This window comes from Novosphingobium sp. SG720, from assembly GCF_012275365.1.
In the GTDB taxonomy this organism is placed as follows: domain Bacteria; phylum Pseudomonadota; class Alphaproteobacteria; order Sphingomonadales; family Sphingomonadaceae; genus Novosphingobium; species Novosphingobium rhizosphaerae.
Genome location: NZ_JAAZQN010000004.1, coordinates 271,601 through 285,919, shown reverse-complemented (window position 1 = coordinate 285,919; position 14,319 = coordinate 271,601). Strand labels below are relative to the sequence as shown.

Here is a 14,319-nt window from a genome sequence, read left to right as displayed (position 1 = left end):
TTTACCAGCCCGCCGGCACGCCTGGATAGCTGTCCAGCACCGGCCCCAGCGCCACGCGCAAGGGATCGAGCCAGGGCTCGAACCGCTTCCAGTGCGCGACCGCATCGGTATAGATCGGCTGGCGCACTTGCTCCGAGCTCGCCGTGCGCACCGCGCGGCGATTTTGCCAGAACGCCAGGCAGCCGTCCTCGAACGGCACGCCCACCGCCGCCAGCAGCGCGCGCACCTGGCCGGGCGTATCGGCCACCATCTCTTCATAGATCACGCGGTGCACGCCTTGCGGCACCACGCGGTCGAACGCGGCCATCTGCCGCACATAGGCGGCGTAATAGCGGCCGATCTCGCTCAGGTCATAGCTGAACACCTGGCCCCGCGCGAAGTACTGCTTCCACCCCGAAAAGCAGCAGCCCAGCGGATGACGCCGCGCGTCGATCACCGTCGCATTGGGCAGGATCATGCGGATCAGGCCCACGTGCTGCCAGTTGTTGGGCATCTTGTCGACAAAGTGGGGCCGATCGGTCTTGCGATGGATGCGCGTGCGCTCCAGGTATTCCTCGCCCAGGCGGCGGCATTCGTCTGGTCCCAGGGAGGATAGCAGCGCCGCCATGTCGGCAAATTCGCCCCCGTCCTCGTCATTGGCGTCCACGCGCGATTGCAGGCGATCGGCAATCAGCATCATGTCGGGCAGTTCCATGGTGCCCTCGATCTGCGAATGGCTGGCCAGGATCTGCTCCACTAGCGTCGATCCGCTGCGCGGCAGGCCCACCACGAAGATCGGATCGGCGGCGGGACACCCCCAACCCTCGCGGCTTTCGAAAAACGCCTTGTCGAACAGCGCGATGTTCCGGTTGACCGCCGCGTCGGTGCGCGCCGGGTCATAGTCGAGCACGCTGCGCCGCAGCGCGTTGCCGCGTGCATAATGGGCAAACGCGCTTTCTGCCGCCGCGGGGTCGTCGCGGCTGAGGTCTTCATAGGCCTTGCCGAGCGCAAAGTGCAGTTGCGCCACGTCTTCGGCCCGGTCTCCGCCCACGGCATCGTGCGGCAGGGCGGCGCGCATCGCCGCAATATCGGGACGCTCCAACCGCACGGTCTTGAGATTGGCCAGGCTCCACCATGCTTCCCCGGTGGAGGGATCAAGCGCGGCGGCGCGGCGATAGGCGTCGATCGCCGCCGCCTGGTTGCCGATCGTCTTTTCCACGTGACCCAGGTTGAGCCACACCCGCGGCCGGCCCGGATCGCGTGTTAGGATCGCGCGATAAAGGTCGCGCGCGCCTTCCTGATCGCCGATACGCACCAGCAGCGAGGCCTTGAGCATGGCGTGGCCGCCGTGTTCGGGATCGTCGGCCACCAGCCGCGTCGCATGGTCGAGCGCTTCGGCCACGTCGGGGCCCGTCGCCAGCAACCGCACCAGCAATTCGCGCGCAGCCACGAAAGCCGGGGCACGGGCCACGGCCGCGCGCAGCAACGGCAAGGCCGCGTCGATCTCGCCCTGGCGCCATAGCACTTCGCCCAGCAGGCGCAGCGCGGCAGGGTCGTCCGGCAAAGCGACAAGGCGGGCGCGCACGTGCGTTTCGGCCTCGTCCAGCCGCCCCTCGCCCATCGCCAGCGCCGCGCGCAACAGCACGGGATCCTTGGATGCCGCCTCGATCCCGGCGATTTCGGCCTGGGCGGCGCCGGCCTCGTCGCCACTCGCGCGCAGCAGGCCGGCCAGCGCCTGCCAGGCATGGGCCAGTTCCGGCTTGAGCGCCACCGCCCGGCGCAAGTGGGCGGCGGCCTCGGCCCGCTCGTCGAGCGCAGCCAGCGTCAGGCCCAGTTCGGCTGCAGCGGCCGCCGCGCGTGGCTGGCTGGCGGCCAGGGCAGACAGCACGGCGCGCGCCTCGTCCAACCGGCCCAGCACGCGCAGGGCCTGGCCTTCGATCAGCACGGCATGGGGATGGCCAGGCACCGCGCGCAGGATTTCGCGCGCCTGGGCAAGCGCCAGGGCAGGCTGGCGCGCCATCAACCGTGCCGCGTGGCCCAGCGCCGCTTCTACCGAACCCGTGCCTGCGCCGGTCGTGGCCGCGTCGGCCGTCGCTGCATTGGCCGTCCCCGTCGTCGCCATGCGCTGCCCGGCCATTTCGTTTGCCATCACAGTTCCTGCCATCCGTGTTTGCCCTCAATGAAGCATGCCACGCCCGCACGATTACGCAACTGCGAAGAAAGCCGTCATGGCACACCAGCCACACGCACCGCAATCTGCGATGCCAGATCGTGAATTTTTGTTGACAGCTTGGGATTTGGTGGCACTATCCAATTCCAGACAGTCGTACAAAATGCGCCGCAACGCGGTACTATGGGGCTAAATCAATACCTTGCATACAGTGCGCCGCAAAAGCGCACGCCTGCTGCCATTCGCGCAGCACGCGAGCCTGGGCAATGACGCGCTCTGCAAAGATTGATCGCACGAGTGGGCAAGACGGCGCGGCGACTGCACAATAGAGCGACATAAATACAACATCGCACCACAGATCACCGTTCGCAGGAAAACGGCAAAGACAAAGAACTTCAGGCCATCAGGGGGCATGAACAATGGTGTTTGAACAACCGTCGCAAATCAGGGGTCGCAAATGAGGCGTGCGCTCAGGGTTCTCGGAGCCTCGACCGTCCTTTCCAGCATGGCCGTACCGGTTGCGGTGCTGGCCCAGGCCGCCCCGGCGCCTGCCCCCGATGCCGCCGCCGAAAACGGCACCGGTGGCCTGGGTGAAATCGTGGTGACCGCCACGCGCAAGGCCGAAAGCGTGCAGAAGGTGCCGATCTCGATCCAGGCACTGGGCGCGGAAAAGCTGGAACAGCACCAGGTTGCCACGTTCGCCGATTACGCCGGCATGCTGCCCTCGGTCAGCTTCTCAGGGCTTGGGCCGGGGCAGAGCGAAGTCTATTTTCGCGGCATTGCCGTGGACGGCGGCGCGCTCTCGACCAGCGGCACCTATCTTGACGACGTGCCGATTTCGGCGCCGGCGCGCATGCCCGAAGTGCACATCTACGATATCGAGCGGGTCGAGGCGCTGTCGGGCCCGCAAGGCACGCTTTATGGCGCCGGCTCGCTGGCCGGCACGCTGCGCATCATCACCAACAAGGCCAAGATCGGCAAGTTCGAGGCCGGATACGATGTGCAGGTCGATGCCTATGGCAAGGGCAAGCCCGGCGCCATGGTCGAAGGGTTCGTCAACATCCCGGTGAACGAAAACGTCGCCGTGCGCATGATGGGCTTCTATGACCACGAAGGTGGCTACATCGACAACACCCACGGCACTTATACCTACCAGTTGGGCGACGATGATCCCAACACCACCTACACCGTGGACAACGCCACGCTGGTGCAAAAGGATTACAACCCGGTCGACAGCTATGGCGGGCGCATCAATGCCACGATCGAGGCGGGCGACTGGAAGCTCTATCCCTCGGTCACCTACCAGTATCTCGACGCCAAGGGCTATTTCAACTACGATCCCCGCGTCGGCGATCTGCAAGTCCACGACTACAGCCCCACCGAAAACATCGATCGCTGGGTTCAGGCCTCGCTGACCATCCAGGGCAAGATCGGCGATTTCGACCTGGTTTCCTCGTCTGGCTATTTCAAGCGCAAGATCGACAATACCAGCGATTACACCTATTACTCTGTGCACTACGACCAGCTTGGTCCGGGCTATGAAAACTACCTCAAGTTCCGTGACAAGAACGGCAACTTCATCAACCCCACCCAGTCCTACATCGGCCGCATCAAGCAGACCAAGGTGACGCAGGAAGTGCGGCTTTCGGTGCCCAAGACCTGGGGCTTCGACCTGACCGTGGGCGCCTTCTTCCAATACCAGAAGCAGTCGCAGGACGATGACTACCAGATCCCCGGTCTGAGCAAGATCGACCTGGCCACGTCTTGCGACGACGGCTGCGAATGGAATCCCGCCGTCAAGCGCGACGGGTTCTACAACGTCGATCTCGACCAGAAATTCCGAGACTATGCGGTGTTTGCCGAAGGCACGGTGCCGATCACCTCGCAAGTCAAGGTGACGGGCGGCATCCGCTTGTTCAAGGCCAAGAATTCGGTCTACGGCTTTAGCGGCGTGGCTTCCACCGCGCTGGCACTGGGCTGCACCGTGCCTTTCCCAGCCGACCAGCGCTTTACCTGCGTCAACAACAACAAGGCGCCCTACGAGGAAAATGGCGAGACGCACAAGGCGAGCGTGACCTGGCAGGTCACGTCCGACAAGATGGTCTACGCCACCTATTCCACCGGCTTCCGTCCCGGCGGCACCAATTCGCTGCCCGCGATGGGATCGTACAAGGCCGATCGCCTGACCAACTACGAAGTGGGATTCAAGACCAGCTGGAACAACATGCTGCGCTGGAACCTGGCGGCCTATTACGAAAAGTGGACGGGCGTGCAGTACACCGTCATCCCGCTTGGCTTTTTCGGCAATGGCGGCACGGTCAATGCCGGCAAGGCGCGCGTGCTCGGCGTGGAAACCGATTTCGACCTCAAGCTGGGCAACATCACGCTGAGCGGTTCGGGGGCGTACAACGATGCCAAGTTGACGCAGGATTTCTGCGTGCTCGATCCCGCTACGCTCACCCCGCTCACCAATTGCTCGGGCAATCCCGATGCCATTGCCGCGGCCAAGGGCACGCGCCTGCCACGCCAGCCGCGCTTCAAGGGACAGCTTTCGGCCCGCTATGAAGGCAATTGGGGCTCGCTCGACGATTTCGCGCAGTTCACGATGCATGCGCAGACGATGTCGACGTCCAACCTCGATACCACCAAGAATGCGCTGCTCGGCAACACGCCAGGCTTCGTCAGCTTCGATTTCTCCACCGGCGTGTCCAAGGATAGCTGGACGCTCACGGCCTTCATCGAAAACATCTTCGACCGGCGCGGGCAGCTGTCCAAGAATACCTTCTGCGCCATCGAATATTGCTCCGGATCCTCGCGCACGATGCCGATCAAGCCACAGTATTTTGGCCTGAAATACTCCGTGCGCTATTGACGCGGCGTCCTTGCGGCGCGTTTCCCCTGTCCCCGTCGTGCCCCGGCACGGCGGGGGTTGTTTCATCACGTGACGATGGCAACTGGCCGGAACGTTCGCCCCGTGATAGCGTCGTGGCGATGACCGAAGCAGCCTCTGCGTCTCTCTCTTCCCGCGCCGGCGGCTATGCCCGCGGCGCCGCCACGGCCGAAGCCATCGTCAAGGCCGCGCGCAAGGTGTTGATCGAGGATGGCGCCGCCCATTTCACCGTGCGCCGCATCGCCGCCGAATGCGGCATGAAAGTGGGCAACGTCAGCTATCACTTTCCGCGCAAGGAAATGCTGGTGCAACTCATGCTGGACGACATGCTCGACAGCTATGACAAAGTGCTTGAAAGCGAAGTGCGCCAGCCCGGCCTCAGCCCGCGCGAACGCCTGCGCCGCGTGATCGCACTGTGCCTTGAAGACATTGCGGGCAAGCGCACCACCCGGCTGTTCACCGAATTGTGGGCGATGGCCAACCAGAACGCCGTGGTGGCAGAGCGCGTCGCCCTGTTCTACGCCCGCGTCCATGGCGTGATCTGCGAATACGTCGGTGAACTCAATCCCGCGCTCTCACCGCAGGAAGCGCAGACCGTGGCGCTCTATATCAGCGCCTCGATGGAAGGGGCGACACCGTTCCTGGGCTTTGAAAAGCCATGGGCGGCCCAGATGCCGGCATTCATCGCCATAGCCGGCAAGGCCCTGGTCGATCTGGCCTGCACCATCACCCCGCAAGACATTGCCGGCCTGCCGTGCCCGCCGCCGCAAGCATGTGATGCCAGATAAGGCAAAAAGTTTTGCCGCGCCTGCGAATGTCGCTTGACTGAAATAGGACAATCGTCAAAACTTGCGATCGCAACGGCAGGTGGGGGCATGCCGGACTCGGGGAAAATCCCCATCCTGCCTCGTCCATACCGATGCCGCGATCACCACGGGCTGTCACATTCAAACGGGGGCCGGCCACGATGACGTTTGCTGCCATCAAGGGGCGTTTCTTCGCATCTGCAACACTGGCTTTGGCGCTCGGCGGCGCGATGGCGCCGGCCATGGCGGCCCCGGTCGCCTCGGTCGAGCCCGAACAGTCCGACGTGGCGCAATTGACGCCGCCCAAGGCGAGCTGGTTCTTCATCAACCGCGGCTTCACCGAGAATTCCTCGGCGATCTACGACACCACCACCGGCAAGCTGCTCGGCCATGTCGAAACGCCGCAGCTGACCGATCTGGCGCTCGATCCGGCGGGCAAGTTCTACTACGTGTCGTCGACGTTGTGGACCAAGGCCTCGCGCGGGACGCGGCAGGACTATGTCTCGGTGTTCGACAGCGTCGATCTCAAGCTGCAGACCGATATTCCCATCCCCGGCCGCCTGCTCGTGGGCGGGCGCCTGAACAATTTCGTGGTCAGCCCCGACGGCAAGTTTGGCTATGTCTACAACATGAGCCCGGCATCTTCGGTCAACGTGGTCGACCTGGCGGCGCGCAAGTTCGTCAAGTCGGTAGAGCTGCCTGGCTGTGCCAGCCTGGTCTCCGTACCCGGCGTGGGGATTTCCGCCCTGTGCTCCGATGGTTCGCTCGCCACGCTCAGCCTTGCCGGGGCGAAAAGCGCGATCACCCGCAGCGAACCGTTCTTTTCCGCGACCGACGATCCGATCTTCGACAATTTCCAGGTCGATCGCACCAAGAACCAGATCGTGATGCTCAGCTACACGGGCAAGATCTATACCGCGACGCTGGGTGCCAAGCCGGTGATTTCCGCACCGTTCTCGCTTCAGGAAGCAGCCGGCGTGCCGGCCGGCTCCTCCGCGCCGAACCTGGTGAACTGGTATCCCGGCGGCGTGCAGCAGATGGCCCTGCATGTCCCCACGGGGCAGCTCTACGTGCTGATGCACATGGGCGAATTCTGGTCGCACAAGGCTGGCGCCAGCGAAGTGTGGCAGCTTGATCTTGCCACCCGCAAGGTGGTCAAGCGCATGGCCGTGCCGGGTGAACCGCGCATGATCGCCGTGACGCAGGAAGCCACGCCGCACCTGGTCTTCGCCGGAGAGGACGAGACCGTCTACGTCTATGACCTTGCCACCGGCAAGCAGGCGTGGAAGCTCGATCAAGCCGGCAACGGCGTGATCACGGTGGCGCAATCGCAGTGATCACGAGCGCCGCCCCCAATCTTGCGGGCGCGGTGGCCCTGGTGGGCCAGATCGCCACGGTCGGCGTGGGGCTGGTGTTCATGACGGCTGGGCTGGGCAAGCTGCGCCACAGGGCTTTGCTGCCCGGCGTACTGGCCAACTATCGCCTGCTGCCCGCGGGGCTGGTCGCGCCGCTGGCCGCCGTGCTGCCGGTGGTGGAACTGGCGCTGGGCGGCCTGCTGGTGTCCGGCTTGCTGTCGGTGCCGGCCACCGCCCTGGCCATGGCGCTGCTGCTGGTCTTTGCCTGGGCCATGGCGGTCAACTTGCGGCGCGGGCGCGGGCACATCGATTGCGGCTGCGGCCATGCCGCCTTGCGCCAGCCTCTGGCCTGGCCGCTAGTGGCGCGCAACGTGGCTCTCACTGCGCTGCTCGTGCCGGCACTGGCGGGTCTGCCGTTGCCGGCCGGAACCTGGCCGCTGGGCCTGGCCGGCGGCGTGGTGCTGTTCCTTCTGTTCCAACTGTTCAATGCGATCGTGGCGCTGGCGGGTTCGCCCCTGGCAAACGCGCGAAAGGTAAGCGTTCGATGATGACAGCTCTGATCGTTGCGCAAGGGATTTCCTGGGTAGTCATCGCCGCGTTGGTGGTGGCGCTGCTGGCGCTGGCCCGGCAGGTGGGCGTGCTGCACATGCGCGTGGCGCCGGCCGGCGCGCTGACCACGGCCGGCGGCCCGGCGGTGGGCGCGGCCAGCCAGGCGGTGGAAAGCCGCAACCTGGATGGCGCGCCGGTTCTGGTGGGCGGCGCGGCACATGGCACGCCGCTGCGCCTGCTGATGTTCGTCTCGGCCTCTTGCCCGCTGTGCAAGAACCTGATCCCCATGGCCAAGTCCTTTGCCCGTGACGAGCGCGTGGCGCTGACTTTCGTGGGCGACGACACGGTGGACGCCCAGCGCGAGATGATCGCCCGCCATGGCCTGGAAGCCTATCCCTTCGTCAACGGGCCGGAAGCGGGCCAGGCCTTTGCCGTGGGCAAGCTGCCGTTTGCCGTGCTGCTCGATGACAAGGGCGTGGTCCTGTCCAAGGGGCTGGTCAACAGCCGCGAGCACCTCGAAAGCCTGGTGATCGCCCACGAGATGGGGGTCCATTCGGTGCAGGATTATGTGGCGCGGATGCACGGCGCTGTCGCCTGAACCCTGACGCCAAGATTTTTGAGGGGCAACGATCATGATCCATTTCGATGCTGACAGCCTGGGCGAAAAGGTCCTGCGTCGCTTTGCCGGTGGCACCTCGCGCCGGGGCATCCTGGCCCGCCTGGGCACTGCGCTGGTGGCCGCGCCGCTGTTTCCCGTGCTGCCCGTCAGCCGCGCCAACGCCGCCCCGGCCAAGCCCGATCGCGGGCCCGAAGCCAAGACCGGCTTTGCCCGCGGCGCGCAGGTGACCGACAACACCAAGTGTGATTACTGGCGCTATTGCGCGATCGACGGCGCACTGTGCACCTGCTGCGGCGGCGGGGTGCACACCTGCCCGCCCGGCGCGGAACCCTCCCCGGTTTCGTGGGTGGGCACTTGCGTCAATCCCGAAGACGGCAAGTCCTACCTGATCGCCTATCGCGATTGCTGCGGCAAATCCTATTGCAACAAGTGCAATTGCGACAATGCCGACCGCGAAACGCAGATCTATGTGCCGCAGCTCAACAACGACATCATCTGGTGCTTTGGCACGCAGAGCATGGAATACCATTGCTCCACCGCCGTGCTGGTCGGCGCGGCCTGAGGCTGGCACCATGCGCTTTGCCCGGATTGCGTTGATGGCGGCGACGGCCACGTTGGGGGCGGGCCTGGCCACGCGGCTTGCCGCGGCGCACGATGCCACGCCCCCCGCGCCGCCACAGCAGGTGATGGAAGACCCCAACCAGGCGCGCGTGGACTATATCGAAAATTGCGGCGGCTGCCATGGCGTGAACGGCAGCACCGTGCCCGCGCAATTGCCCGAACTGATGGGCCGGGTCGGCTGGTTCATGTGCACGCCCGAAAGCCGCGCGTATCTGCTGCGCCTGCCCAACGTGGCGCACAGCCGCATTCACGACAATGCCGAACTGGCAGACCTGATGAACTACGTGGTCTTCGTGCTGGGCGGCAACAGCGTGCCCGCCGGCACCCGGCCGTTCACCGCCGACGAAGTGGCCCGCGAACGCCAGCACGCCCTGGCCAATGCCTCGCTCACCGCCGAGCGCCTGCGGCACGCCACCGCCGCGGTCAAGCAGTGCCACGCCCCGCAGGATATCAAACTGCTCTATCCCGGCTACAATCCCGCCACCGCGCATTGACGGGCTCGCCCACGCTTGGGCGGCGCGGCATCATGGCCGCGCTGCCCATGGGCGTTTACCCCCGGGTTCGGCTGTCATAGACCAGCTTGCCGCCCACAAACGTCATGTCCACCTTGCCTTTGAGCAGGGCTTCGGGCGCAACCGTCAGCGGATCGAACGGCAGCACGATCATGTCGGCCAGCTTGCCCGGTTCCAGCGTGCCTTTCTGGTTCTCTTCCCATGAAAGCCAGGCGCCGTTGGCGGTGTACATGCGGATCGCCTCGGCCCGCGACACCGCTTCTTCCGCGCCATGCACCGCGCCGCTCGGCCCCTTGCGCGTGATCGCCGCATAGAGGCCGACCAGCGGCCCCACCGGCAGGTTGTCGCTGCCAAAGGCCATGAACAGCCCGAACTTCTTCACCGGCGTGGCGATCGCATTGTTGTGGGCCAGCCGCCAATCGTCGAGCACCTGGGTATAACGGTCTTCCAGGTTGTAGAGGAAATTGGGCTGCTGCGCGATCATCACATGATCGCGCGCCATGGTCTGCATCGTCGCCACTGGCGGCAGAATGGTGAAATGGTCGGTGAACCAGCGGCGATCGGCGGGCTTGTGCGCCGGATCGGGGATCGTGCCCAGCGCCTTGTCATAGGCGGCGACGGTCTGGACGATGGCCGCATCGCCGATGCAGTGCAGCCCCAACTGCCAGCCCGCCCTTGCGGCGGTATCGACCATCGCCTGCAATTGCGCATCGGTGAACCGCCCCTTGCCGCGAAAGCCGGGCTGGCCCTTGTAATCGGCCAGGAGCCAGGCGGTCGGCCCGGTAAAGCCGCCGTCCACCGCGTTTTCACCGATCGCGCCCAGCCGCACGCGGTTGTCGCCATAGCCGGTGTGGTGCGGAAAGGCCTTGAGCCGCTCTGCCCCGGGATAGCTGATGTACATGGTTACGCGGGGCAGGCTGTCGCCCATTTCCGCATAGAGGGCGCGCGCGCGGCGAAACGTCATGCCCGCGCCCAGCAGGTCCAGCCCCTGTTCGCCCGGCTTGGGCCCGCCCGCGCCATAGGGTTCATCGTCGATCGATCCGCTGGCATCGTGGAAACTGGTGATGCCCAGCGCCAGGATCGATTTGAGCCAGGTGACCGTCGCCGGCTTCATCACGTCCCAGCCGGGCTGCGGGATCAGGCGCAACACCGCGCCATAGCTTTCGCGGATGATCCCGTTGGGTTCGCCGCCCGTATCATGTTCGATCAGGCCGCCGGCCGGATCGGGCGTGTTGCGATCGATGCCCGCCAGTTTCAGCGCCAGCGAATTGGCCACCGCCGAATGGGACCCGGCCCGCACCAGCAGCACGGGATTGTCGGGCGCCGCGGCATCGAGATCGGCGCGGGTGATATTGCGCTTTTCCGCCAGGTTGGCTTCCTGCCAGCCATAACCGGTGATCCACTGGCCCGGTCCCAGCGCGTGCGCCTTGTCGCGCAGCATGGCCTGCACCTCGGCCATGCTGGTGGCCGACGCCACGGCAATGTCGCTCGGCTTGATCGGGGCGGGATGCAGGTGCGTGTCGATGAAACCGGGCATCAGGGTGCGCCCGTGCAGATCCACCACGTTTCGGGCGCGATAGCGGGCCAGCAGCCCTTCCCCGCCCACGGCAACAATACGATCGCCTTTGACGGCCACTGCCGAGGCCACGGAAAACCGCCTGTCCACCGTCAGGACATGGCCGTTGTGCAGGATCAGGTCAGCCTGCACGGCGCCGGCATGCCCCCGGGCCAGCGCCACCGGCGCTGCCCCTGCCGCCGCCACCGTCATTGCCGCTGCGGCCACGCCGCAAAGCCACGTCCTGCCCATGATCTGCCTGCCCCCTTGATCGTTGCCAGCCACGCTAGCAAATTGTGATCGCAGTGCAACGGCCCTTGCCGCGCGGTGTCGCGCGCATAGAATGGCCGCCATGACCACGCCGTGCCTGAACCCGCTGTACGCCCAGATGCCGACCACGATTTTCGAGGCCATGTCGGGCCTGGCGCGGCAACACGGGGCGATCAACCTGGGCCAGGGCTTTCCCGATGGGCCGCCCCCGCCCGCGCTGGCGCAGGCCGCCGCGCGCGCCATGGCAGAACGATCGCAGCAATATCCGCCGATGGCCGGCGTACCCGAACTGCGCGATGGCGTGGCCGCGTTCTATGGCCGGCGCCAGGGCCTGGCCCTTTCGCGCGAGCACGTGATTGTCACCTCGGGCGCGACGGAGGCGGTGGCCGCCGCAATCCTGGCCACGGTGCAGCCCGGTGACGAGGTGCTGGTGCTGGCCCCGGCCTATGACGCCTATGCCCCGTTGGTGCGCCGCGCCGGGGGCGTGCCGGTGTTCGTCGCGCTCCGCCCGCCGGCCTGGGCCATGCCGATCGACGCCTTGCACGCCGCGATCACGCCACGAACGCGCGCGCTCATTCTCAACGATCCGCTCAATCCCACCGGCACCGTGACCACCGCTGCCGAGCGCGCCGCATTGGCTGCACTGTGCGTGAAGGCCAATCTTGTCGCCATCTGCGACGAGGTGTGGGAAGTGGTGCGCTTTGATAGCCAGCCTCACGCGTCGCTGATGGCCGAGCCGGGCATGGCCGCCCGCACGATCAAGATCGGTTCGGCCGGCAAGATCTTCGGCGCCACGGGCTGGAAAGTGGGTTGGCTGGTGGCCGATCCGGCGCTGGCGGCCGTGGTGGCCCGTGCACACCAGTTCCTTACCTTCACCACGCCGCCGATGCTGCAATGGGCCGTGGCCGAGGGGCTGGCCGATGATGCGCTGATCGATAGCCAGGTGGCCGACTGGGCCGCTTCGCGTGCGGCGCTGCTGCGGGCCCTTGCGGCCCATGGCTTTGCCGTGCTGCCGGGCACGGCCACGTGGTTTTCCTGCATCGACCTGGCGCAAAGCGGCTTCACCCTGGATGACACCACCTTTGCCACCCGCGCCGTGGCCGAAGCCGGCGTCGCCACGATCCCGCTGTCGGCCCTCTGGGAAGGGTCGCCCGCGCCGCGCCACATCGTGCGGCTGTGCCACTGCAAGCCGGCCGCAATGGTGGAGGAAGCCGTGGCGCGCCTGGCAGCGTGGCGGGATGGGCTTTGACGCCTATCGCCTGCCGACGCCCATCGGCCCTTCATCGACAAGGCATTGCCCGCCGTCGCCGGCTTCCTATCTTCAACAGGCTCGCAACCGAAATCCCGGAGAATGCCGTGCTCTACCTTGTGGCGATCCTGTTTCCGCCGCTCGCGCTGTTGCTGGTGGGCAAGCCATTCCAGGCGGTGCTCAACCTGTTCCTGTGCCTGTTGTTCTGGATTCCCGGTGTCGTGCACGCGCTGTTCGTGGTGCATTCGGCCAAGGCAGACGCGCGCACGCAGCGCATCGTGACGGAACTGCGCCGGCGCTGAAGCGGGCCTAGGCCAATCCTGCCAGCCATTCCCCGATCATGGCCCGGCCGGCCTGAACCGCGCCACCGCCGTGGGCATCGTGCGCGTGGCGCAGCGAGGCCTCGGTGTGGCCGGCGGCCGAAACATCCTCGGGGGATTGCTCGATCCAGGCGTCAAACCGCGGATCTTCGCCCATTTCGGCGTGGAATTGCAGGGCCAGCAGGTTCTTGCCACGGCGAAACGCCTGGTGGGCATAGACATGGCTTGACGCCAGCAGTTCCGCATTGGGTGGCAGCGTGAAGGTGTCGCCATGCCAATGCAGCACCGGCACGCCGGCAACATGGCGCAGCGGGCTGTCGGCAACGTGCACCTGCACGGGGTGGAAACCCACTTCCTTGGCATGGCCGCGATAGACATCCGCGCCCAGCGCTGCGGCGATCATCTGCGCGCCAAAGCACACCCCCAGCGTGGGCCGGTCGGCTGCCAGGCGCAGTGCCAGGCGGCGCATCTGGCAGCGGATCCAGGGATGCTCGATCTGGTCATAGATGCCCATCGGCCCGCCCATCATGATCAGCAGGTCGGGCTCGCGCAGGTCCAGCGCCGGAAAGGCCGGATCGGACACATCGATCCGGTCAACCACATAACCGGCCTCTTCGATCGGCTGACGATAGCCGGCCACCCCTTCGTAGGGCACGTGGCGGATGATCAACGCAGACTTCATGGGCCTCTATCGTGAACAATCGGTTTCAGGCGGGCAAGCGCACCCTTGGGGTTTTCTACAGGGGTCTTGTCGTCACAGGCCCAGCCGGCGGAAAAATTCCTCCGCCGTGCTGGGCCGTTCGCCATCCGGCCGCGCGGCGCCCAGCGTGCCCCACGAAGGGTGCGGCAGGGGCGCGGCAACGCGAAGGGATGCCGGCTGGCGGGAAATTCGGCGGGCCAGTTTGGGCTGGGCAAGCAAACGGGACATTCGCATTCTCCTTTTTACGGGGCCGAACACGAACCTGGCCACATGGCCTCGCTTTCGTGCGCTTTAGCTTTTGGTGACGCGGAGCAAGCTGGCAGGATCAAAAGCCGCGATCGGACATGCCGATGCATTTTCTCTACTGATTCGGTTGATAAAGGTCATTCGAGAAATGCTGAAGGCTGCCCAAGATTTCCTTGGCCTGTCGAGCACGCCAAGCCCCGGCCAAGAAGAAGGCCCGCCGCGCGCCCTTGGGCGTGCGACGGGCCAGCCTTTCCTCCCCAGGAAAAGCGAAGTCGTCCGATCCTTCGGCTTAGCGCCCGATGGCGCTGCCGAGGCGGTGATAGAGGTGCGAGAACTTCACCGATTCGGGCTTGTCCTCGATATCCTTGAGGTAGTGCAGCACGGCCTCGCGGATCAGCTTGAAGTCCTCGGTCGAGAGGACTGCACGGGCACGGGCAGGTTCAGCCATTGTCCTTCTCCTTCGTGTTGGGTTCGCTTC

The 14,319-nt window shown here is 65.7% G+C and carries 14 protein-coding genes; 9 read left to right on the top strand and 5 right to left on the bottom strand.

The window, feature by feature from the left end; translation table 11 throughout:
- Position 1 precedes the first annotated feature (1 nt).
- Complete coding sequence (locus tag FHW94_RS16045; RefSeq protein WP_246866180.1) at positions 2 to 2,128, bottom strand: tetratricopeptide repeat-containing sulfotransferase family protein; 2,127 nt, start codon at positions 2,126 to 2,128, stop codon at positions 2 to 4.
- 478 nt (positions 2,129 to 2,606) lie between these two features.
- On the opposite strand from FHW94_RS16045, the gene FHW94_RS16040 reads away from it, so the two are divergent.
- From FHW94_RS16040 to FHW94_RS16010, 7 genes are all read left to right on the top strand, one after another.
- Positions 2,607 to 5,021, top strand: coding sequence for a TonB-dependent receptor (locus tag FHW94_RS16040; RefSeq protein WP_168556831.1), 2,415 nt, complete (start codon positions 2,607 to 2,609; stop codon positions 5,019 to 5,021).
- Positions 5,022 to 5,140: 119 nt separating this feature from the next.
- Positions 5,141 to 5,827 carry a TetR family transcriptional regulator C-terminal domain-containing protein gene (locus tag FHW94_RS16035; RefSeq protein ID WP_168556830.1) on the top strand — a complete coding sequence of 229 codons (687 nt, stop codon included), beginning with the start codon at positions 5,141 to 5,143 and terminating at the stop codon, positions 5,825 to 5,827.
- A 179-nt stretch (positions 5,828 to 6,006) separates the two neighbouring features.
- Positions 6,007 to 7,182 (top strand): amine dehydrogenase large subunit, encoded by a 1,176-nt coding sequence (locus tag FHW94_RS16030; RefSeq protein WP_168556829.1) that lies wholly within the window; start codon positions 6,007 to 6,009, stop codon positions 7,180 to 7,182.
- On the top strand, positions 7,179 to 7,748 hold the full coding sequence (locus FHW94_RS16025) for a MauE/DoxX family redox-associated membrane protein (protein WP_349237534.1): 570 nt from the start codon (positions 7,179 to 7,181) through the stop codon (positions 7,746 to 7,748). Before FHW94_RS16030 ends, FHW94_RS16025 begins: the two co-directional genes overlap by 4 nt.
- A complete protein-coding gene (locus tag FHW94_RS16020) occupies positions 7,745 to 8,347 on the top strand; it encodes a methylamine utilization protein MauD (protein WP_168556828.1) in 603 nt (200 codons plus the stop codon). The genes FHW94_RS16025 and FHW94_RS16020 overlap by 4 nt, the downstream gene beginning before the upstream one ends.
- Before the next feature lie 34 nt (positions 8,348 to 8,381).
- Complete coding sequence (locus FHW94_RS16015) at positions 8,382 to 8,930, top strand: methylamine dehydrogenase light chain (protein ID WP_168556827.1); 549 nt, start codon at positions 8,382 to 8,384, stop codon at positions 8,928 to 8,930.
- A 10-nt stretch (positions 8,931 to 8,940) separates the two neighbouring features.
- Entirely contained in the window at positions 8,941 to 9,483 is a 543-nt protein-coding gene (locus FHW94_RS16010; RefSeq protein WP_246866179.1) for a cytochrome C, read from the top strand.
- A 55-nt stretch (positions 9,484 to 9,538) separates the two neighbouring features.
- Here the strand turns inward: FHW94_RS16010 and FHW94_RS16005 are convergent, their stop codons facing one another.
- Positions 9,539 to 11,308 (bottom strand): amidohydrolase, encoded by a 1,770-nt coding sequence (locus tag FHW94_RS16005; RefSeq protein ID WP_246866178.1) that lies wholly within the window; start codon positions 11,306 to 11,308, stop codon positions 9,539 to 9,541.
- 100 nt (positions 11,309 to 11,408) lie between these two features.
- Here FHW94_RS16005 and FHW94_RS16000 point away from each other — a divergent pair, with 100 nt between their 5' ends.
- Both FHW94_RS16000 and FHW94_RS23735 read left to right on the top strand, forming a co-directional pair.
- Positions 11,409 to 12,575, top strand: a complete 1,167-nt coding sequence (locus tag FHW94_RS16000) for an aminotransferase (RefSeq protein ID WP_168556826.1) — start codon at positions 11,409 to 11,411, stop codon at positions 12,573 to 12,575.
- Between the two features lie 107 nt (positions 12,576 to 12,682).
- The gene (locus FHW94_RS23735; protein WP_168556825.1) at positions 12,683 to 12,877 is read left to right on the top strand and encodes a YqaE/Pmp3 family membrane protein; all 195 of its coding nucleotides are present in this window, start codon (positions 12,683 to 12,685) and stop codon (positions 12,875 to 12,877) included.
- Positions 12,878 to 12,884: 7 nt separating this feature from the next.
- Here the strand turns inward: FHW94_RS23735 and FHW94_RS15990 are convergent, their stop codons facing one another.
- From FHW94_RS15990 to FHW94_RS15980, 3 genes are all read right to left on the bottom strand, one after another.
- A complete protein-coding gene (locus FHW94_RS15990; RefSeq protein ID WP_168556824.1) occupies positions 12,885 to 13,577 on the bottom strand; it encodes a glutamine amidotransferase in 693 nt (230 codons plus the stop codon).
- Between the two features lie 72 nt (positions 13,578 to 13,649).
- Positions 13,650 to 13,823, bottom strand: a complete 174-nt coding sequence (locus FHW94_RS15985) for a hypothetical protein (RefSeq protein ID WP_168556823.1) — start codon at positions 13,821 to 13,823, stop codon at positions 13,650 to 13,652.
- Between the two features lie 307 nt (positions 13,824 to 14,130).
- Entirely contained in the window at positions 14,131 to 14,289 is a 159-nt protein-coding gene (locus FHW94_RS15980; RefSeq protein ID WP_168556822.1) for a hypothetical protein, read from the bottom strand.
- Between the last annotated feature and the right edge of the window lie 30 nt (positions 14,290 to 14,319).